The 25,027-nt window shown below is 40.9% G+C and carries 25 protein-coding genes, 5 pseudogenes and 1 other annotated feature; of the genes and pseudogenes, 3 read left to right on the top strand and 27 right to left on the bottom strand.

Translation table 11 applies throughout. The features are described from left to right. Positions 1 to 159: 159 nt before the first annotated feature. Positions 160 to 858: a GntR family transcriptional regulator gene (locus HT699_RS04940; RefSeq protein WP_000936194.1), complete on the top strand. Its 699-nt coding sequence runs from the start codon at positions 160 to 162 to the stop codon at positions 856 to 858. Positions 859 to 1,007: 149 nt separating this feature from the next. On the opposite strand, the gene HT699_RS04935 is transcribed toward HT699_RS04940, so the two are convergent. The 13 genes and pseudogenes from HT699_RS04935 to ybeY all read right to left on the bottom strand — a co-directional run bounded on the left by HT699_RS04935 (position 1,008) and on the right by ybeY (position 10,520). Then, positions 1,008 to 1,904 carry a DMT family transporter gene (locus HT699_RS04935; protein WP_138703781.1) on the bottom strand — a complete coding sequence of 299 codons (897 nt, stop codon included), beginning with the start codon at positions 1,902 to 1,904 and terminating at the stop codon, positions 1,008 to 1,010. Positions 1,905 to 1,912: 8 nt separating this feature from the next. After that, positions 1,913 to 2,848, bottom strand: a complete 936-nt coding sequence (locus tag HT699_RS04930) for a serine hydrolase domain-containing protein (protein WP_138703782.1) — start codon at positions 2,846 to 2,848, stop codon at positions 1,913 to 1,915. Continuing rightward, positions 2,845 to 3,570: a CppA family protein gene (locus HT699_RS04925; RefSeq protein WP_138706310.1), complete on the bottom strand. Its 726-nt coding sequence runs from the start codon at positions 3,568 to 3,570 to the stop codon at positions 2,845 to 2,847. The genes HT699_RS04930 and HT699_RS04925 overlap by 4 nt, the downstream gene beginning before the upstream one ends. 83 nt (positions 3,571 to 3,653) lie before the next feature. Continuing rightward, on the bottom strand, positions 3,654 to 4,241 hold the full coding sequence (locus HT699_RS04920) for an SGNH/GDSL hydrolase family protein (protein ID WP_138706309.1): 588 nt from the start codon (positions 4,239 to 4,241) through the stop codon (positions 3,654 to 3,656). Between the two features lie 49 nt (positions 4,242 to 4,290). After that, positions 4,291 to 5,118 (bottom strand): HAD family hydrolase, encoded by an 828-nt coding sequence (locus HT699_RS04915; protein WP_000153523.1) that lies wholly within the window; start codon positions 5,116 to 5,118, stop codon positions 4,291 to 4,293. Between the two features lie 32 nt (positions 5,119 to 5,150). Then, positions 5,151 to 5,258 (bottom strand): annotated as a pseudogene (locus tag HT699_RS04910) (IS5/IS1182 family transposase); the annotation flags it as partial. 102 nt (positions 5,259 to 5,360) lie between these two features. Next, positions 5,361 to 6,059: pseudogene (locus HT699_RS04905) on the bottom strand (transposase family protein); the annotation flags it as partial. A gap of 36 nt (positions 6,060 to 6,095) precedes the next feature. Next, a pseudogene (locus HT699_RS04900) lies at positions 6,096 to 7,266 on the bottom strand (multidrug efflux MFS transporter); the annotation flags it as partial. Next, positions 7,253 to 7,858: a dephospho-CoA kinase gene (gene coaE / locus HT699_RS04895; protein ID WP_001226128.1), complete on the bottom strand. Its 606-nt coding sequence runs from the start codon at positions 7,856 to 7,858 to the stop codon at positions 7,253 to 7,255. The pseudogene HT699_RS04900 and the gene coaE, both read right to left, overlap by 14 nt. After that, on the bottom strand, positions 7,858 to 8,682 hold the full coding sequence (gene mutM / locus HT699_RS04890; RefSeq protein WP_138706308.1) for a DNA-formamidopyrimidine glycosylase: 825 nt from the start codon (positions 8,680 to 8,682) through the stop codon (positions 7,858 to 7,860). Before mutM ends, coaE begins: the two co-directional genes overlap by 1 nt. A gap of 48 nt (positions 8,683 to 8,730) precedes the next feature. Continuing rightward, positions 8,731 to 9,630 carry a GTPase Era gene (gene era, locus HT699_RS04885; RefSeq protein ID WP_000143264.1) on the bottom strand — a complete coding sequence of 300 codons (900 nt, stop codon included), beginning with the start codon at positions 9,628 to 9,630 and terminating at the stop codon, positions 8,731 to 8,733. 16 nt (positions 9,631 to 9,646) lie between these two features. Next, positions 9,647 to 10,042, bottom strand: a complete 396-nt coding sequence (locus HT699_RS04880) for a diacylglycerol kinase (RefSeq protein WP_000378166.1) — start codon at positions 10,040 to 10,042, stop codon at positions 9,647 to 9,649. Further along, positions 10,023 to 10,520 (bottom strand): rRNA maturation RNase YbeY, encoded by a 498-nt coding sequence (ybeY, locus tag HT699_RS04875; protein WP_000275152.1) that lies wholly within the window; start codon positions 10,518 to 10,520, stop codon positions 10,023 to 10,025. The genes HT699_RS04880 and ybeY overlap by 20 nt, the downstream gene beginning before the upstream one ends. A 104-nt stretch (positions 10,521 to 10,624) precedes the next feature. On the opposite strand from ybeY, the gene pavA reads away from it, so the two are divergent. Then, a complete protein-coding gene (pavA, locus tag HT699_RS04870) occupies positions 10,625 to 12,280 on the top strand; it encodes an Rqc2 family fibronectin-binding protein PavA (protein WP_138706307.1) in 1,656 nt (551 codons plus the stop codon). A 60-nt stretch (positions 12,281 to 12,340) separates the two neighbouring features. On the opposite strand, the gene HT699_RS04865 is transcribed toward pavA, so the two are convergent. The 11 genes and pseudogenes from HT699_RS04865 to HT699_RS04820 all read right to left on the bottom strand — a co-directional run bounded on the left by HT699_RS04865 (position 12,341) and on the right by HT699_RS04820 (position 21,040). Next, the gene (locus HT699_RS04865) at positions 12,341 to 14,110 is read right to left on the bottom strand and encodes a glucosaminidase domain-containing protein (protein ID WP_138706306.1); all 1,770 of its coding nucleotides are present in this window, start codon (positions 14,108 to 14,110) and stop codon (positions 12,341 to 12,343) included. A gap of 41 nt (positions 14,111 to 14,151) precedes the next feature. After that, entirely contained in the window at positions 14,152 to 15,090 is a 939-nt protein-coding gene (locus HT699_RS04860; protein ID WP_000210693.1) for a dihydroorotate dehydrogenase, read from the bottom strand. A 10-nt stretch (positions 15,091 to 15,100) separates the two neighbouring features. Beyond that, complete coding sequence (locus tag HT699_RS04855) at positions 15,101 to 15,901, bottom strand: dihydroorotate dehydrogenase electron transfer subunit (RefSeq protein WP_138706305.1); 801 nt, start codon at positions 15,899 to 15,901, stop codon at positions 15,101 to 15,103. A 247-nt stretch (positions 15,902 to 16,148) separates the two neighbouring features. Continuing rightward, complete coding sequence (locus HT699_RS04850) at positions 16,149 to 16,529, bottom strand: VOC family protein (protein ID WP_000157154.1); 381 nt, start codon at positions 16,527 to 16,529, stop codon at positions 16,149 to 16,151. 57 nt (positions 16,530 to 16,586) lie between these two features. After that, entirely contained in the window at positions 16,587 to 16,946 is a 360-nt protein-coding gene (gene rplT / locus HT699_RS04845; protein WP_138704452.1) for a 50S ribosomal protein L20, read from the bottom strand. 51 nt (positions 16,947 to 16,997) lie between these two features. Continuing rightward, complete coding sequence (gene rpmI / locus HT699_RS04840) at positions 16,998 to 17,198, bottom strand: 50S ribosomal protein L35 (RefSeq protein ID WP_001125943.1); 201 nt, start codon at positions 17,196 to 17,198, stop codon at positions 16,998 to 17,000. Between the two features lie 32 nt (positions 17,199 to 17,230). Then, complete coding sequence (gene infC / locus HT699_RS04835) at positions 17,231 to 17,761, bottom strand: translation initiation factor IF-3 (RefSeq protein ID WP_000848180.1); 531 nt, start codon at positions 17,759 to 17,761, stop codon at positions 17,231 to 17,233. Positions 17,762 to 17,776: 15 nt separating this feature from the next. Continuing rightward, positions 17,777 to 17,908: a sequence feature (ribosomal protein L20 leader region), on the bottom strand. 160 nt (positions 17,909 to 18,068) lie between these two features. Further along, positions 18,069 to 19,251: pseudogene (locus HT699_RS04830) on the bottom strand (hypothetical protein). Next, positions 19,248 to 19,841, bottom strand: coding sequence for an ABC transporter ATP-binding protein (locus tag HT699_RS04825; RefSeq protein WP_000939894.1), 594 nt, complete (start codon positions 19,839 to 19,841; stop codon positions 19,248 to 19,250). The pseudogene HT699_RS04830 and the gene HT699_RS04825 overlap by 4 nt, the downstream one beginning before the upstream one ends. A gap of 32 nt (positions 19,842 to 19,873) precedes the next feature. Then, positions 19,874 to 20,092: a hypothetical protein gene (locus HT699_RS12155; RefSeq protein ID WP_044012184.1), complete on the bottom strand. Its 219-nt coding sequence runs from the start codon at positions 20,090 to 20,092 to the stop codon at positions 19,874 to 19,876. A gap of 145 nt (positions 20,093 to 20,237) precedes the next feature. After that, positions 20,238 to 21,040, bottom strand: a protein-coding gene (locus HT699_RS04820) for an IS5 family transposase (RefSeq protein ID WP_138701363.1) whose coding sequence is annotated in 2 segments (ribosomal slippage) — positions 20,238 to 20,584 and positions 20,584 to 21,040 — 804 coding nt in all. Because the reading frame shifts where the segments join, the coding sequence is not laid out codon by codon here. Between the two features lie 37 nt (positions 21,041 to 21,077). Here HT699_RS04820 and HT699_RS04815 point away from each other — a divergent pair. Beyond that, positions 21,078 to 21,287: pseudogene (locus tag HT699_RS04815) on the top strand (FAD:protein FMN transferase); the annotation flags it as partial. 99 nt (positions 21,288 to 21,386) lie between these two features. Here HT699_RS04815 and HT699_RS04810 read toward each other — a convergent pair. The 3 genes from HT699_RS04810 to glyQ all read right to left on the bottom strand — a co-directional run bounded on the left by HT699_RS04810 (position 21,387) and on the right by glyQ (position 24,852). After that, the gene (locus HT699_RS04810) at positions 21,387 to 21,644 is read right to left on the bottom strand and encodes a DUF896 family protein (protein WP_023934295.1); all 258 of its coding nucleotides are present in this window, start codon (positions 21,642 to 21,644) and stop codon (positions 21,387 to 21,389) included. A 42-nt stretch (positions 21,645 to 21,686) separates the two neighbouring features. Beyond that, complete coding sequence (gene glyS / locus HT699_RS04805) at positions 21,687 to 23,723, bottom strand: glycine--tRNA ligase subunit beta (RefSeq protein WP_138701362.1); 2,037 nt, start codon at positions 23,721 to 23,723, stop codon at positions 21,687 to 21,689. Between the two features lie 211 nt (positions 23,724 to 23,934). Continuing rightward, on the bottom strand, positions 23,935 to 24,852 hold the full coding sequence (glyQ, locus tag HT699_RS04800) for a glycine--tRNA ligase subunit alpha (protein WP_000038736.1): 918 nt from the start codon (positions 24,850 to 24,852) through the stop codon (positions 23,935 to 23,937). Positions 24,853 to 25,027 lie beyond the last annotated feature (175 nt).

Below are 25,027 nucleotides of genomic sequence, written 5' to 3'. Positions count from 1 at the left end.
TAGGAAGCTAGCCGTAGGTTGCTCAAAGCACTGCTTTGAGGTTGCAGATAGAGCTGACGTGGTTTGAAGAGATTTTCGAAGAGTATAAACAAGGCGAAGTTTGACTTTTTCTAGTTTATTGGGGTACAATAGAGAAAAGATAGAAATGAAGTGAAAAATATGCTACCTGCTTATATGAAAATCCACGATCAGATTAAAAAGGATATTGACGAGCACCGTTGGGCTATTGGTGAGAGGCTTCCCAGTGAAAGAGATTTAGCAGAGCAGTTTTCGGTCAGCCGCATGACCCTCCGCCAAGCCGTATCTCTATTGGTTGAAGAAGGTGTTTTAGAGCGCAGAGTTGGAAGTGGCACCTTTGTGTCCAGTACTCGGGTACAAGAAAAGATGCGAGGGACAACCAGTTTTACTGAAATTGTTAAGTCCCAAGGTAAAGTACCCTCTAGCCAGCTCATTTCCTACAGAAAAACCATTCCCAATGAGCAGGAAGTTGCCAAGCTAGGAATTTCTCCTACCGAAAATATTATCCGAATGGAGCGGGTCCGCTATGCCGACAAAGTTCCTCTGGTTTATGAAGTTGCTTCTATTCCTGAAAAATTCATTAAGGACTTTAAAAAAGAAGAAATCACTAGTCATTTCTTCCAAACACTGCAAAAACATGGCTACCGTATTGGTAAATCACATCAGACCATCTATGCTCGCCTTGCTAAGGAAAAAATCGCCCACTATTTAGAAGTTGAAAAAGGACATGCTATTCTTGGTCTGACTCAGGTTTCCTACCTAGAAGATGGTACTGCTTTTGAATACGTAAAAAGTCAATATGTAGGCGAACGTTTTGAATTTTATCTTGAAAACAATTAATACTCTTCGAAAATCTCTTCAAACCGCGTCAACGTCGCCTTGCCGTACTCAAGTACAGTCTGCGGCTAGTTTCCTAGTTTGCTCTTTGATTTTCATTGAGTATAAAATACTAGGCAAAAACTCTCTGTCACGGACGACAAAGAGTCTTTTTATTTTTCTAAGAGTAAATCTTTCAAAGAAATCAGGGTTACAGCAAACAATATCATTGCCATACCAAGAAAATCAATGGGATAAAATTGTTCATTCATGATTAGGAAGGCAAAGAAAACCGCCGATATTGGCTCAATTGAAGCCAACAAGCTTGACTTGACCGGTCCTATCAGACTGGCTCCTTTAAGGAAAGCTGTATAGGCAAAGACAGTCCCGATAAGGATAATGCCCGCAAAAGCGAGGAGAAAATCAAGACTAGTTGGGATAGCAGTCTGTAGAACTCCTGTAAAAGGAAGGGCAACCAAACCTGCTATGACCCTTCCCACACCAATGACCAAACTGCTCCCCCACTTCTTAATCAAGGTTATGGGCAAAATGATATACAGGGCGTAAGTCAGAGCAGAAAAGAGCTCCCAGAACAGTCCCGAAGGTGTCATAGATAACTGGTCCAACTGCCCATGAGTGGCGATCAGGAAGGTCCCTCCAATGGCTAATATGATAGAACCTATCTCTCCCAGTGTCGGTACCACCTTATCCTTGATACAGCTATAAATCAAAATTCCGACAGGACAAACATACTGAAGTACTGTCGCGGTACCTGCATTGGTCTCCTGAATAGCAGTTAGATAGGCAAATTGATTGAGAAATAGACCAATTAGAGCAAAAATAAGAAGAGACAGCAAACTCTTCTTATCCGTTAAAAAGGCCAGCATTTTATCCTTTGCAGTGGCATAAGCCAAGAGCATGAGAATTCCACCAGCGATTAAAAGGCGCAAGTTGGTCAAGACCAGAGCTGAAATTCCGTGTGCCATCAGGTATTGGCCACTCGTTCCTGACAAGCCCCAAGCTATCCCTGCCACAACTGTTAGTAAAGTCCCTTTTAAACTATTTGACATGTCTCTCCTTACTCTTCTTTGCGAATCAAGTTCATCACTTGATTGCGGTCTACAATCCATTGAGCCCTCTCATCCTTTTCATAGGTACGATTCGATAGGAAAATGGCCGCTTCTTGCTTCTGACGATTCCACATGATAAAGGTACCTGTATAGCCCGTATGGTCTAGCCAATCTCCTGCCAAATTCCATGCCAAAGAACGTTCCTTGTCATCCAAAGGTGAAAAATTTTGACTCAAATCTCTTGCAAAATCATCTGCTAAATAGTGTTCTAAAAAGATTTGTAAATCCTTTACAGTCGAAAACAAACCAGCACTACCTGCATGTCTGCCCAAGAGGCGAGCCTTGGGATCATGTACCAGACCTGCCTCGACACCTCTAACTGTTGGAACAGCAAGCTCAACAGGTCCAAATTGGGTTTCCGTCATTCCCCACGGTTTCCAAACTTGTTCTTGTAAAATTACATCCAGTTCTTGATTAAAGATTCTTTCCAAAATAAAGCCCAAAAGCAAAAAATGGACATCTGAATAAAGAAAGGCTGGCTGACTTCGTCTCTTGAGATGAAACATCGCTTCCTTTAATTCAGAAGCTGTTAAAAGGTCTCGATTGGGAATAAAAGGATCAAGATTTGTAGTATGGGTTAAGAGCTGGCGAATAGTGATGTCTGGATAATCACTCTCAGCTAAAAAATCTGTTACCGGTCTGTCAATATCTAATTGACCTTTTTCCCACAAGAAGGTAAAAACGGTGCCAACCCCAACAACCTTGCTGACACTAGCTAGGTCATAAACTAGTCCTGCCTCAGTCTGCAAGCCATGCTCTGGGTCACTCTGGCCTAAATAGAACTCCGTCCATTGATTGTCCTTAAAATAAGCAAAAGAGGCTCCGGGATAGATCCCTGCCTCGATTTGGTCTTCTATTTTTTTAATAATCTTGGTCCACTTCATACTTCTTCAAACCACAATTCAACATTATTTCTATCTTTACCAAGGAAGAATTTTTCAGACTTAGGAATAAAATATTCGGTAGACTCAAATTTCTGGCGTAGACTTGCTATGTCTAATTCATTAACCAAGAACTTGAGCATAGATAAGTCCCAAGTAACGGCATTATCCACAGTCAAGTCTTGACCCTGAGCTGGGATAAAATCAAGTGACGCCCCAATTTCAGATAGTTCCAAGAAACTATCTACATCCGTTGGGAGGTGTAATTCCATAGAAATCTCAAATTTACTTAAAGAAATTGATTCCAAATCTGTTTGAAATTCAGGATTTTCTTCTACTTCTACTAGACTTGCTCTATCATCTTCCGCATGAATCAAAATCAAATCATCTTCTGGTGAAAAAATTTCAAAAGCGTAGCCATTTTGCCCCTTATATAATTGATGAATCGAATCTGTTTTAGATAAGAGTCCTTCGATTTCCAAGGGATTTTCCACCTTGACAATCAATCTAGCTAGTTTTTTTCTTCCCTCTACCTTACGAGTGCGCATACTTGGAGCTTCTTCTAAAACCAGCTTTTCAAGACCTGTTTGGTCGCCTAGTGACAGAAAGGCTGATTCTTCTAACAAGGCCTTCATGCCAAGGGTTTCAATATAAAATGTTTCATTTAATTTTCTATTATTAACTTTTAAAGTAGGAATAATCCGTACAATCTGATTTACATTCATAAATTCCTCCATCACTTTTTATTTTAAAGGATTTTAGAATTTTTTACAAGATATTATGCTCAAATTTAACTTTATTTAGCTATTTAGTAAAGATAGCCTTTCAAGGCTTTTGTCAAAACCTGATAACCAGCAACACTGAGGTGCAGTCCATCAGTTGTATAGTCTTTTTTGAGTTGGCCTGCTTGGTCTGTCAAACTATCAAAAACTGACAAAAATTCCACCTGCATATAGGCAGAAGCAAGCTCTTGATAGGCTTGATTCCATTTCTGAATTTTTTCATTCGTGCGGATATAGACTGTCTGCTTATACTCCTCGCCTTCATTAACTGGCAAAGTGGAAAGCAATTTTATCTCTGTCAATGGATAATCGCGAGCAATGGATTGTATGATAGCTTCGAGATTATTGAGAGCTTCATTCACAAGCACATCTTTTCCAATATCGTTCGTCCCAATTAAAAGGACAATTTTATCTACCTCCCCACCGTACAGATGCGCATCCAGATTCTCTAATAACAGTCCTGTCTGATAGCCACAAATTCCTCGATTGACAATTGTCTTTGAAGTCCCAAACAACTCCTGCAGAGGATAATATTCGACAATGGAATCCCCAATAAAAAGAATATCTGGCTCTACAACTGAAACCTGATTTAGGTGACGATACTTGGTTTGGATTTTTTCTTGTTCCTTTAGTAACCAATTTTCTAATAACTGTACTGCTACTTCATTCTCCTTTTTCTAACCAGTTTTCCAATACTTGGTAAACTCCTCCTTGGCTATTGGCTGGCGCTAGAGCCGTCGCCACAGCTTTGGCTTTGTCATCAGCATTTTCCATCGCATAGGCAATTCCAGCCATTTCAAGCATTTCAACATCATTTTCACTATCGCCAAAAGCCATGATTTGTTGGGGGGTCAAGTCCCAACGCTTGAGTAATTCTTCCAAGCCCCATGCTTTATGAATTCCAGCTTGGAGGATATCAATGCAACCATAGCCACTCGATACAGCCCGAACACGGCCATCAAAGAGGTCATTGATTTCTTCCAATACCGAATTCAAACGTTCCTCACCAACAACCATACTCATCTTGAGCACACCACCAAAGAGGTCAGAGGTTAATTCATCCACAAAATTCATTCGTTGGTAGAATTCTTCAATCATTTCTGGAGTCATAAAACTTTCAAGGTCTGTAAAAATGGTACCTTCCTTGACGAAACCACCCTTCATCCCTGTTACAACAAATTGATCCTGACACGCTCGACCCTCGAAATGAGCCAAAGCCTTATCGACAATGGCATCATCCCAAGTCTGAGCCTGAATCAATTCATTGTTTTCAAAAATATGAGCACCATTGGCAACAACCAGAACCACTCGATCCACCAAGTGCTCCAGTAGTTGCCTCATGCGGTGAATTTCATTCCCTGTCGCGATGACAAAACGAATCCCCCTTTGATCCAACTGATCCACAATCTTTTCCAAGCGTGGGAGATCAAGCTGGCCTCTAGCATCCAGCAAGGTCCCATCCATATCTGTCGCAATTACCTTAATCGTCATTTACTTTCCTCTTGATTAGACTTCCTGCAAAACTAGAATCCTAGTTCATGATTGATAATACCAGCAATCAAATTCATTCGTAATCCGAAGTGTTTACGATGATTTCGATAGGTTGTTGAAGATATTTTAAACGTTTTTATAGTGAAATGAAATAAGAACAGGACAAATCGATCAAGACAGTCAAATCGATTTCTAACAATGTTTTAGAAGTAGAGGTGTACTATTCTAGTTTCAATCTACTATACTTTGTCAAAAATATTCTCAACCTTGATTCTCTCCTTAGATAGCGCATGGTTACAGGCTTTCTCTTCAGCTGTTAGCGGCTTGAGTTTGCTGGATTTCCTCGGAGTTTGCGCTTGAGGATATAGCTTCATGAGCCCTTGATAAGCACTGTCAGACAAGATTTTACCAGCTTGTCCGATATTTCTGCGACTCATTTTGAACAACTTCATATCATGACAATAGTTCACAGTGATCTCCAAAGAAACAATTCTCCCTTGGCTTGTGACAATCGCCTGAGCCTTCATAGCGTGGCATTTCTTTTTACCAGAATCATTCGCTAATTGTTTTTTTAGGACGATTGATTTTTACTTCCGTCGCATCAATCATTACCGTGTCCTCAGAACTGAGAGGAGTTCTTGAAATCGCAACACCACCTTTGAACAAGAGTTACTTCAACCCATTGGCTCCGACGGATTAAGTTGCTTTCGTGGATACCAAGATCAGCCGCAATTTCTTCATAAGTTCGATATTCTCGCACATATTGAAGTCGCCATAAGAAGGTATTCTAGGCTTAGTTTAGGTTTTCGTCCCCCTTTTGCGTGTTTACCTTGATAATCTCTTTTTAATACAGCTAACATCTCTTCAAAAGTCATGCACTGAACACCAACCAGGAGCTTAAATCGTGCATCAGTTAGTTGTTCACTTGCTTCATAATCCATAGAACTATTATACCATATATTGTTTCGCAGGAAGTCTAATAATGTTCGAAATTGAAGCAGGTTAAAGAGACAACTAAAGGCTTGTCGCATAAAAGACTGCATGATAGCCAAATTGACCTGCTACTGCAGAACCTGCCATGGGACCAACAACACCTCCCAGATAAAAGAATACCTGATTGAAGGCAAAGACCCTCGAAATGCCGGCTTTGGGAGTCATTTTGCTGAGTAGGGCATTAACCCCGGGAATCAAGGCACCGGTTCCCAATCCAAAGAGGAAACGATAGAGTCCTAGTTGAAGGGGGCTAGAGGCATTGGCACAGAGGAGATAGATGATGACTGAATAAAACTGGGCGACAACCAAGAGACGATGATTGCCCACCTTGTCACCTAGCTTGCCCATGACTCCTGCACTCATCATGCTGGAAAAGCCCATACTGGACACAATCAAACCAGAGACAAAAAGAAGATTCTCTGTCTGCCCTAAGTCGCGTACATAAAGAGCCAAAATAGGGCCAATCGATTGAGCTGAAAATTGGATGACAAAACTGGTTAAAAAGAGATTGAGCAAAAGATAGGGATATTTAACCGAGGTAAATAATTCCTTTGTTGGAATAGCCTTTTCCTTGGCTACTGGTTGAAAATCTTCCTTGATAAAGCAAATAGTCAAAATAGCAGCTAAAAATAGAAAACTACCAACCAGTAAGAAAACTGTACGAATGCCAAATAATTCTGCGATAAAGCCACCAATAAAGGGACCAGTTAGAGTACCTGCAACTACGCCTGTAGACAAAGTACCTAAGGCAGAGCCTGATTTCTCCTTGGGAACCTGACTGGCTATCAGTGCCGTTGCATTAGGAACAAAACCTGCAAATACACCGTTTAGTAAACGAAGAAAGATTAACCAATAGATATTTGGGACAAAGGCCAAGCCTCCCATAGTGATAGTCATAGCAAGACCTGCCCGAATCATCATGGGTTTTCGGCCGTATTTGTCAGCAAGAATACCCCAAATAGGAGAAAAGAGCGCCGCGGAAATAGCAGAGACAGAAATTGCTAAGCCTGCATAAAAAGCGACTTGCTGACTCCCTACACCTAGATTTTCCACGAAGATGGGCATAAAAGGTACAACCAAAGAAATACTGGCTCCTGTCAGAAAATTACCAAACCAGGCAATACGCAGATTATCCTTCCAGTTAATCTCTGTCATCTTGCCTACCTCCCTCAAGAAGGATATGCACTTGATTAAGAAGCTGGTTCTGATTGCCATTATTATCAAGAACCTGGCTGGCCAAATCTTTCTTTTTTTCTAAAGGCCACTGGGCTGCCAGACGAGACTCAGCTTCATCTTTGGACAACTGGTCCCTTTTCATTAAGCGTTCTACTTGGGCATCTCGGTCCACATAGACCAACCAAGTCTCAGCAAACCAATCGCTGTAGTCCTGCTCAAAAAGTAGGGGAATATCCATGAAGAAAATCTCTTCTGTCTGAGCCAACTGTTCTCTCAAAGTAGCCAGTTCCTCACGGATAATCTCCCCTTGAATTTGCTTAGACCATTTTTGCTCTTCAGGATTTGAAAAGATGAGACTAGCTAGGAGAGGGCGATTGAGTTCTCCGTTTTCAAGAATGATTTCTTGCCCAAAGTGCTGTACTAGAGCCTCAAACAGACGACCACCAGATTTCTGTAGTTGGTGGACGACTGCGTCGGCATCCACTACTTGAAAGCCTTGCTGTCTTAGAAAATTTGTCACAGTTGACTTACCAGAGGCAATTCCCCCAGTGATTCCGATGATTTTTCTCATCAGTCCCTCCTTTGACAGTTTGGACAAAAGTGGGTGCCTCGTCCGCCTAGTTGAATTTTCTCAATGATGGTACCACAGCGTACACATTCTTGACCAGTCTTATCATAGACCTGATGAAAATCCTGCATGCTTCCATCTTCCCCAAAGGCATTGGTATAGGTCCGAATGGTGGATCCACCTTTTTCAACAGCCTGTCCCAATACAGCAATGGTCTGGTCATGAATAGCTGTCGCTTCTGCTGCTGTCAAAGTCTGGGAAGGTCTAGCCGGATGAACCTGAGCTCGCCAGAGAACCTCATCCACATAGATATTGCCAAGTCCAGCTACCAAAGTCTGGTCTAAAAGATGGGATTTGATAGGCTTTTTGGACTTGGCTAGAGCAGTTTGAAAGACCTGCACATCAAAGTCTTGTTCGCTTGGTTCAGGACCTAATTTTTTAGAAATAAAGTAGGCGTCTAAAAGGTCGGACGCCAGCAGTTCCATAGTACCAAACTTGCGAACATCCTCATAAACAAGCGTGCCACCATCTTCAAACTGAAAGAAAACATGGGCATGTTTGCGTTCAGGTACTTGGTCTGGATAGTAAAAATACTTGCCCTCCATCCGCAGATGGGAAATCAAAACCTTTTCTGTCAGGCAGAAAAGTAAATATTTACCACGACGTCCCATTGACTCAACAATCTGACCAGGCACTTCCTTTTGAAACTCGTCCAAATCCGTCTTAATCATCTTGGGATAACGAATTTCTATACTCGAAATCTTCTTACCCAAAATCAATTTTTCCAAGCCACGACGAACGGTTTCAACCTCAGGTAATTCAGGCATAAGTCCTCCTTCTGTAAAAACAAGAAGCAGGCATGAGCCCACCTCTACTTAGTATTCTTTTTCATTATAGCCAAAGTCAGCTAAATCCAGCTTTTTATCGCGCCAGTTTTTCTTGACCTTGACCCAGGTTTCTAGGAAGACCTTGTCTCCTAGCATGAGTTCGATATCACGACGGGCCATGCTACCGATTTTCTTAAGCATAGCGCCACCTTTACCGATGATAATCCCTTTTTGGCTATCGCGCTCGACCATAATTGTTGCACGGATGTGAACCTTGTCTGTCTCTTCGTCTCGTTTCATAGAATCCACAACTACTGCAACAGAATGCGGAATCTCTTCACGAGTTAGGTGCAAGACTTTCTCGCGAACCATTTCTGAAACCAAGAAACGTTCTGGATGGTCTGTGATTTGATCAGACGGGAAATATTGGAAACCTTCGTCCAGATTTTCACTCAAAATATCCACTAGACGAGACACATTATTTCCCTGAAGGGCTGAGATTGGAACGATTTCCTTAAAGTCCATTTGGTTACGGAAATCATCGATCTGAGATAAAAGCTGGTCTGGGTGAACCTTATCGATTTTATTCACCACCAAAATCACAGGAACCTTAGCAGCCTTGAGACGCTCGATAATCATGTCGTCTCCCTTACCACGCGCTTCATCAGCAGGCACCATGAAAAGGACGGTATCCACTTCGCGAAGGGTACTGTAGGCAGACTCAACCATGAAATCTCCGAGAGCTGTTTTAGGCTTGTGAATTCCTGGCGTATCGATAAAGACGATTTGCTCTTTATCAGTCGTGTAAATTCCCATAATTTTGTTGCGCGTTGTCTGCGCCTTGTCACTCATGATGGCAATCTTTTGCCCCATGACATGATTTAAAAAAGTTGACTTCCCAACATTGGGACGTCCTAAAATGGCTACAAAACCTGATTTAAAAGTCATAATTTCCTCTTACTGTTTAAAATAATAAATCCCAGATTCGTGGGAGAAAAATTAATGCGCCTGTTAAGGCTGCGAAAAGAGAAACCACTAATACCGCGCCAGCCGCCATATCCTTGGCATTTTTAGCCAGCATGGAAAAGTGATAGTGACTGGCCAAATCCACCACATTTTCAATAGCAGAGTTGATAATCTCAAAGGCTACTACCAAGAAAATGCTCAATAGGAGAAAGAGCCATTCGATTCGTGACACCTGAAAAACAAAACCTGCAAGGATGACCACTAGAGCCGTCACTGCGTGTTTTCGCATATTGCGTTCTTCCTTGATAGCAGTAAAAATACCTGTCAAAGCAAATTCTAAACTGGATATCAGGTCACGATTTTTCCATTTTCGTTTATTGTCTTGTGAGTCCATAGGCTGTCAAAATTTCTTCTTGTAAACCGAACATCTCCGCTTCTTCTTCCGGAGTGTAGTGATCATAGCCGTTAATATGTAAAAAGCCGTGTACTGCCAAGAAGCCCATCTCACGCTCAAAGCTGTGACCATATTCTTCGGCCTGCTCATGAGCCTTATCGATAGAGATGAACAATTCCCCAATATAGGCATCAAACTCAGACATCATCTCTGCCAATTCTGGATTTTCAAGCAAATCCTCTTCGTCAAAGGCAATTTCCAATTCTGGTTTATACTCAAGGCTGATGACATCTGTCGGACGGTCGGTGTCACGGTACTCCAGATTAAGTTCATGACTACGCTCATTGGTCACAAAAGTGACTGCCATCTCCTTGTCTTCTTTTCCTAATTTTTTGGCTGCAAATTCCAAAATTTCTTGGGTTTGTTGCAACATTTCTTTTGAAACTTGACCAGTTTCATCTACCATTTCAATATACATGTGCTTCTCGTTTCTCTTTACTTGGCTTTATTATACCACATTTCCATGATTTTATTCTACCTTTTTGATATAATACTATGGAATACAATCACAAGGAGAGAACGATGTCATTTGATGGATTTTTTTTACACCACATAGTTGAGGAATTGCGAAGCGAATTAGTGAATGGTCGCATCCAGAAAATCAATCAGCCTTTTGAACAAGAGTTGGTCTTGCAAATCCGCAGCAATCGCCAAAGCCATCGCCTGCTCCTTTCTGCCCATCCAGTTTTTGGACGCATTCAGCTGACCCAAACGACTTTTGAAAATCCAGCTCAACCTTCTACCTTTATCATGGTTTTGAGAAAGTATTTGCAGGGGGCCCTGATTGAGTCGATTGAGCAAGTGGAAAATGACCGTATTGTGGAAATGACAGTTTCCAATAAAAACGAGATTGGAGACCATATCCAGGCTACCTTGATTATTGAAATTATGGGAAAACACAGTAATATTCTACTGGTCGATAAAAGCAGTCATAATATCCTCGAAGTTATCAAACACGTCGGTTTTTCACAAAATAGCTACCGCACCTTACTTCCAGGATCGACCTATATCGCTCCGCCAAGTACAGAATCTCTCAATCCTTTTACTATCAAGGATGAAAAGCTCTTTGAAATCCTGCAAACCCAAGAACTAACAGCAAAAAATCTTCAAAGCCTCTTTCAAGGTCTGGGACGCGATACGGCAAATGAATTGGAAAGGATACTGGTTAGTGAAAAACTTTCCGCTTTCCGAAATTTTTTCAATCAAGAAACCAAGCCATGCTTGACTGAGACTTCCTTCAGTCCAGTTCCTTTTGCAAATCAGGTGGGAGAGCCTTTTGCAAATCTTTCTGATTTGTTGGACACCTACTATAAGGATAAGGCTGAGCGCGACCGCGTCAAACAGCAGGCCAGTGAACTGATTCGTCGTGTTGAAAATGAACTTCAGAAAAACCGACACAAACTCAAAAAACAGGAAAAAGAGTTACTGGCGACAGACAACGCTGAAGAATTTCGTCAAAAAGGAGAATTGCTGACAACCTTCCTACACCAAGTGCCTAACGACCAAGACCAGGTTATCCTAGACAACTACTATACCAACCAACCTATCATGATTGCGCTTGATAAGGCTCTGACTCCCAACCAGAATGCCCAACGCTATTTTAAACGGTATCAGAAACTCAAAGAAGCTGTCAAATACTTGACTGATTTGATTGAAGAAACCAAAGCCACTATTCTCTATCTGGAAAGTGTAGAAACCGTCCTCAACCAAGCTGGACTGGAAGAAATCGCTGAAATCCGTGAAGAATTGATTCAAACTGGCTTTATCCGCAGAAGACAGCGGGAGAAAATCCAGAAGCGCAAAAAACCAGAACAATATCTAGCAAGCGATGGCAAAACCATCATCTATGTCGGCCGAAACAACCTACAAAACGAGGAGCTAACCTTTAAAATGGCCCGCAAAGAGGAACTTTGGTTCCATGCCAAGGACATTCCTGGAAGCCACGTTGTCATCTCAGGCAATCTTGACCCATCTGATGAAGTCAAGACAGAAGCAGCAGAACTAGCTGCCTACTTCTCTCAAGGTCGCCTGTCAAATCTGGTGCAGGTAGATATGATTGAAATCAAGAAACTCAACAAACCAACTGGTGGAAAACCCGGCTTTGTCACCTACACAGGACAAAAGACCCTCCGTGTCACACCAGACCCAGAAAAAATCGCATCCATGAAAAAATCCTGATTTTACTTAAAATCAGGATTTTTAACATACTATTCACTCAAATCATATCCAATTATAGGACTAATCTTTGCCACCTAGTTTCTCATTGATTTTCATCATCACACTAGCAATTTTTTCACCCCAATAAGGGTCTGAGGCATATTCTACATTCATACCAGACGCCTTGTTTCCAAGGAAAGTTCTTCCCCTATCGATATAATTTTCCTTAATCCACTTGGTTGCACCTAAAATTCCCTTATCCACATCATCAAATATCTTGGCAGAAAGGTAAGGTGTCGTATCATAGGCTGTAATTCCAAAGAAATTATTCTTATCTTTGGCAATTTTACTTCTTCCCCAGTTACTTTCTAGGGCACTATGGGCAAGGAGATAAAGGGCATTGATATGGTAATGTTCTTCGGCTTCCTTAAAAGTAGCGCCCTTGTTCTCCAAAAGGCTATTGTTAATGTTTAGCAAACTAAATACCTTATCCAATTCTTCAGCACTGTAGTTGGTAGCCTCTGTTAAATCTTTGAAAAGGAAGGGATTCTCAAGCTTAAAACCATCAAAATGCAGGCCATCTGCCGAATAATATTTCTTGCCTACTTCCATATCAGAAAGATGAGAAGCTACTGGGATACTAGCATTCTGAGCCACATAGTGATAAAAACGGTGGCCATCACTCTCATAATAAGGGATAAAGTCCTTACTAGCATCTAGCGCTTGTAAATCTTCTGTTTTCATATAGCCTGACAAACCAGAAATAGTAATAGCCAGGCGCTTGTCATCACTTTTTCTATCCTTATCTAGCCAAACAACACTAGCTTGCGATATATAGGAGAGCTTTTCACCATCTGCATTATAGATATTTGCTGTGACTGGTACTACTTGATAATAAGCAGCATTTTCATTTGTAGCTTTTTCTCCACGCCATTTACCATCGCTTCCAAGCTGATAACCATCTACTGTCTCATTTTTCGCCATGTAGCCACCGGATTTGAAGTAGTACCAAGCTTGACTATGAGAATCGTAGACCCATTCTTTTTCAGCTATTTTCCCATCAGATTTGAGATAAAACCAAGATTCCTTATCCCAAATCCATTCATTGACTGCCATGTAGCCACCGGATTTTAGATAATAATAGTGACCATTCTCGAAAATCCATTCTTTATCAGCATGGTTTCCATTTTCTTTGATGTAAAACCAAGATTGGTATTGTCTGTCAAAAAGCCAACCTTGCTGTACTTTGGCACCAGTGGCATTCACATAAGCCTGGTCAATCCACTGACTTGTCAGTAAATAACCACCAGATTTAAAATAATAGTCCTTCCCTTTAATTTGGAGCCATTCTTTCTCTGCGTGCTGTCCATCTGCTTTGATATAAAACCAAGCATCGTATTGAGAATCATAGACCCAGTCTTCTATTACTTTGGCACCTGTTGCACCAACATAGGAAGTTCCTACCCAAGCATTTCTTTTCATCTTTCCATCTTGGTCAAGATAATAAAAGGCTCCCTTGTCTTCTACCCATTCTGATTTGGCCATATAGCCACCAGATTTGAGGTAAAAATAGTCGTCACCTTGCTTTAGCCATTCATTTTCAGCATAGTTGGCATCTGCTTTTATATAGAACCAAGATTGATAATGAGTATCAAAAACCCACTCATTCGCTGCTTGACTGCCATCTTCTTTCAGATACTGTTTTCCTTGCCAAGTACCATCACTAGCCATTGCACCCTCTGGACTAGCTAAGAAAAATAGCAGAGCTAAAAAAATAAATCTTACTTTCTTCATTAACCTTCTTCCTCTGTTCTTATTTATTTTATTGTACCAAAATTCTCCTAAATTCATATTACAAACTAATAAAAAATCAAGAACAGATTGATTGCAGGTTACCTCAGAGACTCTTTTACTTCCTGACGGAGTTCTTCCAGACTGCTAATACCGTATTTATCCATGACTTTTGGTAAATTTTCGATGATGTCAGGGCAGGCATAAGGATTGGTAAAGTTAGCTGTTCCAACTCCGATAGCAGATGCCCCAGCCAGATACATTTCTAGGGCAGCTTCAGCCGAATCCACTCCCCCCATTCCAATGATAGGCAGGTCTGTTGTTTGGGCTACTTGGCGGATGAGTTTGAGGGCTACTGGAAAGACTGCTGGACCTGACATTCCACCTGTTCCATTGGCCAAGATTGGTTTTCTGGTTTTGAGGTCAAAGCGCATTCCAACCAGAGTATTGATCATGGTCAAGCCACTTGCTCCCGCATCTTCTGCAGCTTTTGCGACAGTAACGATATCGGTCACACTCGGGGTTAATTTGACATAAACTGGCACTTCTGAGGCTTCCACAGCTGCTTTCACCACATCATAAGCCAAATCTGGATCTTGACCAATCAAAAGTCCATGATTACAGTGGTCAACATTGGGACAAGAAATATTGAGCTCGATAGCTTTTACATTAGTTGCCTTGGAAATCCCATGAGAAACAGCTGCATACTCTTGTTTTGAAAAACCAGCTACATTGGCAATAATAGGAAGATTTGGATATTCTCTTTCCAGCCAAGGTAGCTTTTCAGCCAAAACAACCTCTAAACCAGGATTTTGCAAGCCAATTGCATTGAGCATACCAGCAGGCGTCTCTGCCACTCTTGGAGTTGGATTCCCAAAACGTGGTTCAAGGGTTGTCGCCTTGATCATAATAGAACCTAAAAGGTCTAAATCATAGTACTTGGCATACTCTTGTCCAAAGCCAAAACAGCCTGATGCTGGAATAATCGGATTTTTCAAATCCAAACCAGGTAGAGACACTTGTAATCGATTTGTAGTCATAATTTTCTCCTTATAATACAACTGTTCCTGTGCGGAAAACAGGACCATCTTCACAGACGCGTTGGCTGACCGTCTCGCTTTCTGGTACTTTTAGAACACAGGCATAGCAAGCTCCCATCCCACAAGCCATACGAGATTCCAGAGATAAATAGGCTCTTGGGTGATCATCAAAGGTTTGATTGATATACTTCATCATTCCTGGAGCCCCACACGAGTAAACAGCATCAAACTGACTATCTAAATCATTGATAACAACGGAAACATTTCCTTTGATGCCATAAGAACCATCATCTGTCGTTACAAAGACCTGACCATATTGGGCTAATTCCGTCTCTAAAATAACAGCATCCTTAGTCGCAAAACCGAGCACTGTCACTACTTTCACACCACGCGCATGCAATTCCTTAGCCACCTCAAGTAAGGGAGGTACACCAATCCCCCCTCCAACTAAGAGAACCTGGCTCTGCTCACCTAGGTCAGACAAGTCAAAACCATTTCCCTGTGGCCCCATCACATCAAGAGTATCTCCCTGACTTAAGGTTGAAAAAATAGCAGTCCCAGCCCCCTCAATCCGATAAATAAGATGACACTGCTTATTAGCCTTATCAATAGACGAAATTGAAATAGGGCGACGCAAGAGATGGGCATCATCAGGCACACGCAGATGTAGAAATTGTCCTGCTCGCATGACTTCAACCATTTCTCCTTCTAAGACTAGTTCAAAGATTGCTGGCGCGATTTCCTCCTGTGCAACCACCTTCATGGTTTCCAAACGAATGGCACCCAAACGTTTCTTACATGTGGGATTCATGACTTTTCCTCCTTAAATTTTAAGGGGACCAGACAAAGAAAAGACCTTGCTAGTGCAAGGCCTCAGTTAAAATTGTACAACAGAAGAGAGCACACTCAAAAGTCTCCTCTAGAAAATTGTACTATTCTTTTATCTGACACCTTGTGAGTCTCTCTGGACTCCCCTTAAAGGTTAAATTTTTATTAGTATACTCTTTCAGCTAAAAAAAGTCAAGTAGAAAAGGAACATTCTACTTGACCTCATGAGATTATTTTTCACGAATGACTTCGACCTTGTAGCCATCAGGGTCTTTGACAAAGTAATAGTTTGGTGTAGTTCCTGGTAGGCCATTTGGCTCAGTCACTTCATAGCCTTTTGCACTGTGCTCTTGATGAAGCGCTTCAAGATCAGGTGTACTGAGGGCGATATGGGCAAAGCCATCTCCAACCACATAAGGGCCGTGATCGTAGTTATAAGTCAATTCCAACTCATAGTCATCACCCTCAAGACCTAGATAGACAATCGTGAAGGCATGATCTGGAAAATCTCTGCGACGCAATTCTTTAAAACCAAAAGCATCTTGATAGAATGCAATTGATTTTTCAAGATTTTCTACTCGCAAGCAAGTATGTAGCATTTTTGAAGCCATATTTTTCTCCTTTATTTTTAAAAAGACTGGACAATCCTCTTCCAGTCTCATCAGTTGTTATTTACCAAGTTTTGCTTTAGCTGCATTTGCAAGAGCTGTGAAAGCTGCTGCATCGTTAACAGCCAAGTCAGCAAGCATTTTACGGTTAACTTCGATCTCAGCCAATTTCAAACCATGCATCAATTGTGAGTATGAAAGTCCGTTCATACGAGCTGCCGCGTTGATACGAGTGATCCACAATTTGCGGAAGTCACGTTTTTTCTGACGACGGTCACGGTATGCATAGTAGTAAGAGTTCATTACTTGTTCTTTTGCAGTACGGAACAAGATGTGTTTAGCTCCATAGTAACCTTTTGCTAATTTAAGAATACGTTTACGACGTTTGCGTGATACAACGCCACCTTTAACACGTGCCATGTTTTATTTCCTCCAAATATTTCCTAGAATTATTTACTTACAGTCAAGCTATTATTTCAAGCGAGTAAGCATTGCTTTGATACGTTTGTAATCTCCTGAATGCACCATAGATGCTTTACGAAGATGACGACGTTGTTTCTTAGTTTTTCCGTGGAAACGGTGAGAAGTGTAAGCACGGAAACGTTTAAGTCCACCAGAACCTGTACGTTTGAAACGTTTAGCTGATGCGCGGTGTGTTTTTTGTTTTGGCATGATTTTTTCTCCTTTATTTAACTTTCTGACAATTATTTTTTGTCAGTCGCTGGCGCCAATTGCATGAACATTTGACGTCCATCCATTTTAGCACGTTGTTCGATGATGGCAATATCTTGAGTTGCTTCAGCAAACTCGGCTAAAACTTTTGCACCAATCTCTTTATGGGTAATCATACGACCCTTAAAGCGAATAGATACCTTAACTTTATTTCCTTTTTCAAGGAACTTACGTGCATTACGAAGTTTTGTATCAAAGTCACCCTTGTCAATTGTTGGACTTAGACGAACTTCTTTCACAGTAACAACGCTTTGTTTTTTACGTTGTTCTTTTTGCTTCTTCTGGTACTCAAATTTGAACTTACCGTAGTCCATAATTTTTGCAACAGGCGGTTTGGCTTGGGGTTGAATCAATACTAGGTCAACATTAGCGTTATCAGCCAAAGCTTGCGCTTCACTGAGTGGCTTGATGCCTAGCTGTTCTCCCTCAAGACCAATCAAGCGAACTTCACGTACACGAATCTCATCATTGATGAATAAGTCTTGCTTTGCTATGGTTTTCACCTCTTTTGTTTTATTAGAGAAAAACAATAGCGGACTCGTAAATATACAAGCCCGCACGTTATGATAGCGTTTCTTCGAAACTTTTCATCCGTAGGGCCAGGCAACTTAATGTCACAAGGCGAGAAGCTCTCACTTCTGCTTTTCTCAACTTTTATATGATACCAAGTTTTCTAGCTCTTGTCAAGATAAAAAGTTATTTTTTTGAAAAGTTTCTGTTTGTATTTTGCATTGATTTCCTAATCAAAAAGAGAGAACCAAGTTGATTCCCTCCCTATATTAGTTTTTCTTTAGCTTCCCCATAGGAAAACTAAGCCTTAAAAACTTCTTTTTTACGTGAACTTCCCCATCTTTCGATAAATAAAATCCCCACTAACAAAAGGATAATCAAGTAAGGAAGTAAAACTAGCCCCATGCTCCAATTTAGATTGACATTATCAATCTGCTTAGGTAATCTTCCAGATAAAATCTCCACTGAACGCAAGTAAGTAAAGGGAATCAGATGTGCAATCCTTTGAAGAGGCTGAATGGTTTGGATGCCAAACAATAAGCCAACAATCCCAATGAGTGAAAGAAAAAGGACAGGCATTTTTTGCTTGAAAAAGTAAGCAATCAAATACACGACTTCCACAATGACGATAAAGGCTAAGAAAGCTAAGAACAAGCCAGGAAATAACACATCTTGTATCTTTCCAATAGTTACCTCTTGATTCGCTAAGCTATAAATTGGGTAGGGATAATCTAACTGTCCAAAACCACTTATCAGACTTCCCGCTAGAAAAGAAAATCCACAGATTCCGATAAACAGCACAGTTACATAGCCCACTCCAACTCCAAGAGAGGATAAAGCAAATGTCACTTTTGAAAAAGGATATAACTGAGCTGTGTCCAGATGATTTTGATATCTTTCTGCAAATAGTTGCGTTAGCATAAAAATAATAGCAACCACAAACAAGCTTGGGATGATAGCCTCTAAAATCCAGACAATCTGGTCAATCCCGTGGGTCGGAAACTCCAAAGTATGTGCTTTTATGTTCAAGGGATACAGGGCTTGGTAAATCTTTCGTTGGCGGTCAACCGCCATTTTAAAGTCAGAGCTAGCAGTCGGTTCATTTGACATAACTTCATAATTCTTCTCTTCATCTTGCCACTGCAAATAATAGGCTTCTTTCCATCGTCCTTCTTTTAGTAAATTCAAAATTTCTTTCTTTTGCGTTAAAAAATTTTTTTTGCAAGTCTAAATTACTTTTAACACTCTGGTATTCCTCCGAGCTGGTGTCAGACATTTGGGAAAGCTTCACTTCATTTTCATTGATGATTCTCTCATATTTTACAACACTGGTTTCCAACTCGCTCTCCAAGCTGTGTGAGTTTGCAGTCTGACTATTTAAATAAAAGGTAACACCGAGTACAGATGCAAATAAAAGTAAGATAAACCAGTTTAAACGACTTTTGAAAACTTTCTTTAATAAAAATAGGCTAATATCTTTCATAACGGAACCTCTTCTATCTGCCCCTGATGAATGGTTATTACTCTATCGCAGACATCAACCAACTCTTCCTTATAGTGGGAACTTAAAAGAACCAGCTGTTCTTGTCTATCGATTTGTGCTAGCCTATCAAAAAACTTCTGTCGATAATACTCATCTAAGCCATTTGTAATCTCATCCATAAGCCAGCATTTGGCCTGACTGAGGAAATACATGGCAATCACCAAGCGTTGCTTCATGCCTAAGGAATACTTGCGAATGGGAAGGCTGACATAGTCCGACATTTCCCAATAGGCAATTTCATCCCTCAAGTTCAGACCTGACTTCCAGATGTTTTTGATAAGACGAAGGTAGTCCATCCCACTTAAGTTTCCATCCAGCCATTCAACGCTCTCATAATAAAATAAAGAAGGAGGAGCTGCGATATGTCCACTACTTATGGGAATTAAGTTGCTAATGGTGCGGAACAGGGTCGTCTTTCCAGAGCCATTGATAGCAAGAACGCCATAAATACTGCCCTTTTCAAAGGTGAAATCTACATCTTGTAAGATGACTTGTCGCGTTTTTAAGGTCACATGAGTAAGCTGTAACATATCCAGTCCTCCTTTTTCTCACTCTTTAAGGATCAATAGCCTCCTTTGTAATGGTTTACTACCTCATAACGATCGTAGTTCCAGCCTCCGCCAACTTTATACTCAGAATAGCTATAATAACGAGACCATTCCGGAATGACAATATATCCATATCTGTGGTAATTCATACTAGACCTATAGTAGGTATTCCAATCATAGCGATAACTTTTAAGAACGGTCTTAGCAGATACACTAGACTGAAGAAGACCAATAGATTATAAACTAACTAATTAAACGATTTTTGCTAATTTTTAATGATTTTATATCATCAATATCGAAGACGCTTTCATTATATCGTTTTTATCATTATTATGCAACAGATTTTTAGTTTATTTTACTACTAGACTTCCTGCAAAACTAGAATCCTAGTTCATGATTGATAATGCCAGCAATCGAATTCATTCGTAATCCGAAGCGTTTACGATGATTTCGATAGGTTGTTGAAAACATTTTAAACGTTTTTACTGTGGCAAAAATATTCTCAACCTTGCTGCTCTCCTTAGATAGTGCATGGTTACAGGCTTTGTCTTCAAGAGTTAATGGCTTAAGTTTACTTGATTTCCTCGGAGTTTGTGCTTGAGGATATATCTTCATGAGTCCTTGATAAGCACTGTCAGCCAAGATTTTACCAGCTTGTCCGATATTTCTGCGACTCATTTTGAACAACTTCATATCGTGACAATAGTTCACAGTGATCTCCAAAAAACAATTCTCCCTTGACTTGTGACAATCGCTTGAACCTTCATAGCGCGGCATTTCTTTTTACCAGAATCATTCGCTAATTGTTTTTTAAGGCGATGGATTTTTACTTCCGTCGCATCAATCATTACCGTGTCCTCAGAACTGAGAGGAGTTCTTGAAATCGTAAAACCACTTTGAACAAGAGTTACTTCAACCCATTGACTCCGATGGGTTAAGTTGCTTTCGTGAATAACAAAATCAGCCGCAATTTGTTCATAAGTGCGGTATTCTCGCACATATTGAAGAGTGGCCATAAGAAGGTCTTCTAGGCTTAATTTGAGTTTTCGTCCCCCTTTTGCGTGTTTACCTTGATAAGCTCTTTTTAATACAGCTAACATCTCTTCAAAAGTCGTGCGCTGAACACCAACCAGGAGCTTAAATCGTGCATCAGTTAGTTGTTTACTTGCTTCATAATTCATAGAACTATTCTACCATATATTGTTTCGCAGGAAGTCTAATCAAACAGGATATCCTGTTGAAACGGAACTAGCGAGTCTAACAATCATCTCTGATAAATCAGTCGATGGCGAAATCTGAACGACTCGACTCTTTGGAGAAAGACATGCTTCTATCCTCTGGCAAGTCGAAAGTTTTGAGGGCATCGAAGCCATCCTCATCGATAAAGAAGGTCACCTAAGCTGTTCTTCAGGAATTCCTACTCTATAGAGACAACTGTTTCAATGGAGTTTTAAAATTGTATTATGTAAAAAGAGAAAGGAAATCTCATGTTATAGTCATTTAGTTTTAAAAAAGAAAGAATACATATTATGAATTTGGGTCATCAAGACTACGGCCATGTAATCCTTTTTCACGTTGTACCTGACGTAGTTTTTCTGGTGTAACATCATTACCTTCTTCGTCCACAATTTTGATTCCCTCAATGTGGTGACGAACAGAGCGACGATAACCTTCAATGTACTCCTCACGTAGTTTAGCTTGTTCCACTTTTTCTTCTGGTGTCAAGCCTTCTGCTTTTTTCTTTTTGGCAAGCTCATTGATACGATCAATTTTTTTAGGATCCATGTTTCTCTCCTTTATGATAAGATTTAATCCGTTTAACAGATTTTATTTGGTATTGATTTGGTTAAAACGTGCAAGTTTAGCTGCTTTCTTGGTTAATTGAGACAAGATTGCCAAACGATTTTGACGGACTGCTTCATTTTCAGCCATAACCATGGTATTCTCAAAGAAAGCATCAATAATTGGGCTAAGCGCAAAGAGTTGTTCTAATTGCTGACTTACAGCACCTGACAAAACGAGTGATTCTACTGCTTCTGCCAAGGCTTTCTCTTCTTCATTTTCAAAGAGAGCTGGATCAACTGTAGCAACTCCTTCTGCCTTCTCAGCCAAATTAAAGGCACGAGAAAGTGATTCAACAGATGGTTTAAAGTCTTCTCCCTTGCTTGCTTCTACGAGAGCACTTGCTGCTTCCAACATATCTGCCACAACAAAGTTTGAACCTGCAAGAACTGCTTCCTTGATGTCTTTTGGAGTAGAACCCATCATCTTATCAACACGAGCCTTGATAAAGTCCATAACTTCTGCTTTATTTTCATAAGTCAAGCTGTCAAATGTTAGAGCATAAAGGCTATCAATCAGCTCGTCCATAGCAATATGCCAACCAAAGGCATCCAAGATACGAACTACACCTTGCGTTGCACGACGAAGGGCATAAGGGTCATTAGAACCTGATGGGATCAAACCTACTGAGAAGAAACTTAAAATCGTATCTAATTTGTCTGCAATAGCAAGTACTGCACCGACCTTGCTCACTGGAAGATCGCCGTCAGCAGATGTAGGCATGTAGTGTTCCCGAATAGCAGCTGCCACTGCTGGAGTTTCACCAGCAAGAAGGGCATATTTCTCCCCCATAATTCCTTGGAGCTCGTCAAATTCACCAACCATACCTGTCAACAAGTCAAACTTGTAAATGGCTGCTGCACGAGCAAGGTCAACTGTTTCATCCACTGACAAACCAGCTTTTTCTGCCAAAAGTACAGTGATTTGACCAGTACGAATCATGTGTTCACGAAGGGAACCAATCTTCTCATGGAAGGTAACATTGTTTAATTTTTCAACAAGATCTGAAATCACCAATTTTTGGTCTTCACGCCAGAAGAATTCTCCGTCTTCCAAGCGGGCTACCAAGACTTTTTCATTTCCTTTAATGACATTTTTCAAACGCTCTGCGTTTCCGTTACGAACAGAAATGAAGTTTGGCAAGAGTTTACCATCTTGATCACGGACAACAAAGTAACGCTGGTGTTCCTTCATAGAAGTCACCAAGACTTCTTCTGGAACTTCAAGGTATTTAGCATCAAAACTTCCCATGAAGGCAGTTGGGTATTCAACCAAATTCAAGACTTCATTCAGCAAATCCGCATCAATTTCGATACGTACACCATGTTTTGCCTCAATTTTCTTGATTTGGTCAACAATCATTTGCTCACGTTCACATGGATCTGCGATTACAAACTGCTTACGAAGGTCTTCTTCATAGCTCAATGCTGACTGAATTTTGGTTTCTTTCCCCAAGAAACGATGGCCACGGCTCACACGACCTCCCTTGATATCAAGGAAATCCAAGTCAAACTCTTGCTCATCCAAGAGAACAGTTAAAGTGTGAACAGGGCGGATGTATTCAAAGCTATTTCCAGCCCAGTGCATGCTGACAGGGAAAGTCAATGACTTCAAGACATCTACAACACCAGGAACAATGGCTTCAACTGCTTGACCAACTTCTTCCTTAGTGACATAGACATATTCTTCACCCTTGATTTCACGGAATTCGATATCTTCAACAGTCAAGCCTTTTCCACGGACAAATCCTTGAGCTGCTTTGGTGAAGTTTCCATCACTATCCAAGGCAATTTTCTTTGCTGGTCCCTTGAAATCTTCTGTCAAATCAGACTGTTTGTCTGATAAACCAGTCACACGAACAGCCAAACGACGTGGTGTTGAGAAGGTTTGAATGGCTTCAAAAGACAGGCGGTTTTCCTTGAGGAAGGCTGCCATTTTTTCGCCTAGTTGTTTTTCACTTGGTGTGACAACATAGGCTGGTAATTCTTCAAGACCGAGTTCTACTAATAAGTTTTTTGTCATGTTTTTTCTCCGAAAAGTATCTTTTTATTTTCCAGTTTGCCTTATGTGATTGGCACGCAAGCAACCAACTTCGTTGTTTCATTGCTAAAATTGGAGCCAAAAGTCTCCAATTTTGCCTAGTATCCTTAGTTTCACTAAGGATACCTTCATCACTGCGGCAACTGGCTCAGGGCTCACTCTGTTCGCCCATTTTCGTAATTTATCACTCTCTTTATTCTGCGTCTTCTGCTAGGAGTTTAGCTCTTGTTTCTTCATCCAAAAGTGGGTAGCCTAGGCGTTTACGTTCTGCAACAAAGGTTTTGGCTACAACACGGGCCAAGTTACGAATACGAGCGATATAGCCTGCACGCTCTGTTACAGATACGGCACCACGCGCGTCAAGCAGATTAAAGGTATGTGAACATTTGAGAACATAGTCATAGGCAGGGTGTACCAAGCCTTCTTCTAATGCACGACCAGCTTCTTTTTCAAACTTATCAAAGTTTTCAAGCAACATTTCTTGGTCCGAAATTTCAAATGAATATTTTGAGTGCTCATACTCAGGCTGGATAAAGATTTCTCCGTATTTTACACCATCAGCCCACTCGATATCATAGACAGAGTCTACTTCTTGAATGTAAGAAGCCAAGCGCTCCAAACCATAGGTAACTTCCGCAGTCACAGGGCCAGTTGCCAATCCACCGACTTGTTGGAAATAAGTGAACTGAGTGATTTCCATTCCGTCAAGCCAAACTTCCCAACCAAGACCAGCTGAACCAGTTGATGGGTTTTCCCAGTTGTCCTCAACAAAACGAATATCGTGCTCCAAAGGATTGATTCCCAATTTTTCCAAAGACTCAAGGTAAAGTTCTTGGATATTTGATGGAGAAGGCTTCATGACCACCTGGAATTGGTGGTGTTGGTAGAGACGGTTAGGGTTTTCCCCATAACGACCGTCAGCAGGACGACGTGATGGCTCTACATAAGCTGCATTCCATGGCTCAGGACCGATAGCACGAAGGAAAGTGTAAGGACTCATTGTCCCTGCACCTTTTTCATTATCATAAGCCTGCATAAGCATACAACCTTGGTCATTCCAAAATTGTTGCAAAGTAAGGATGATTTCCTGGAAAGTCAATTTTTTAGACATTATTTACTCCTTTTTCTATAAATTACTTGCGACACGAGTCTGCCTCGTCGATCATACGAGGCAAGACGAATTAGTACTGCGTCTAGCTCAGGGACTCTAGTGCTGAGCGTGGAGCAGCCCGACTGTAAGGAGGTTTCTGCCACTGACGCAGTGGAAAGTCAATTTTTTAGACATT

Source organism: Streptococcus sp. 1055, assembly GCF_013276815.1.
In the GTDB taxonomy this organism is placed as follows: domain Bacteria; phylum Bacillota; class Bacilli; order Lactobacillales; family Streptococcaceae; genus Streptococcus; species Streptococcus pseudopneumoniae.
This window is presented reverse-complemented; position numbering and strand designations above follow the sequence as displayed.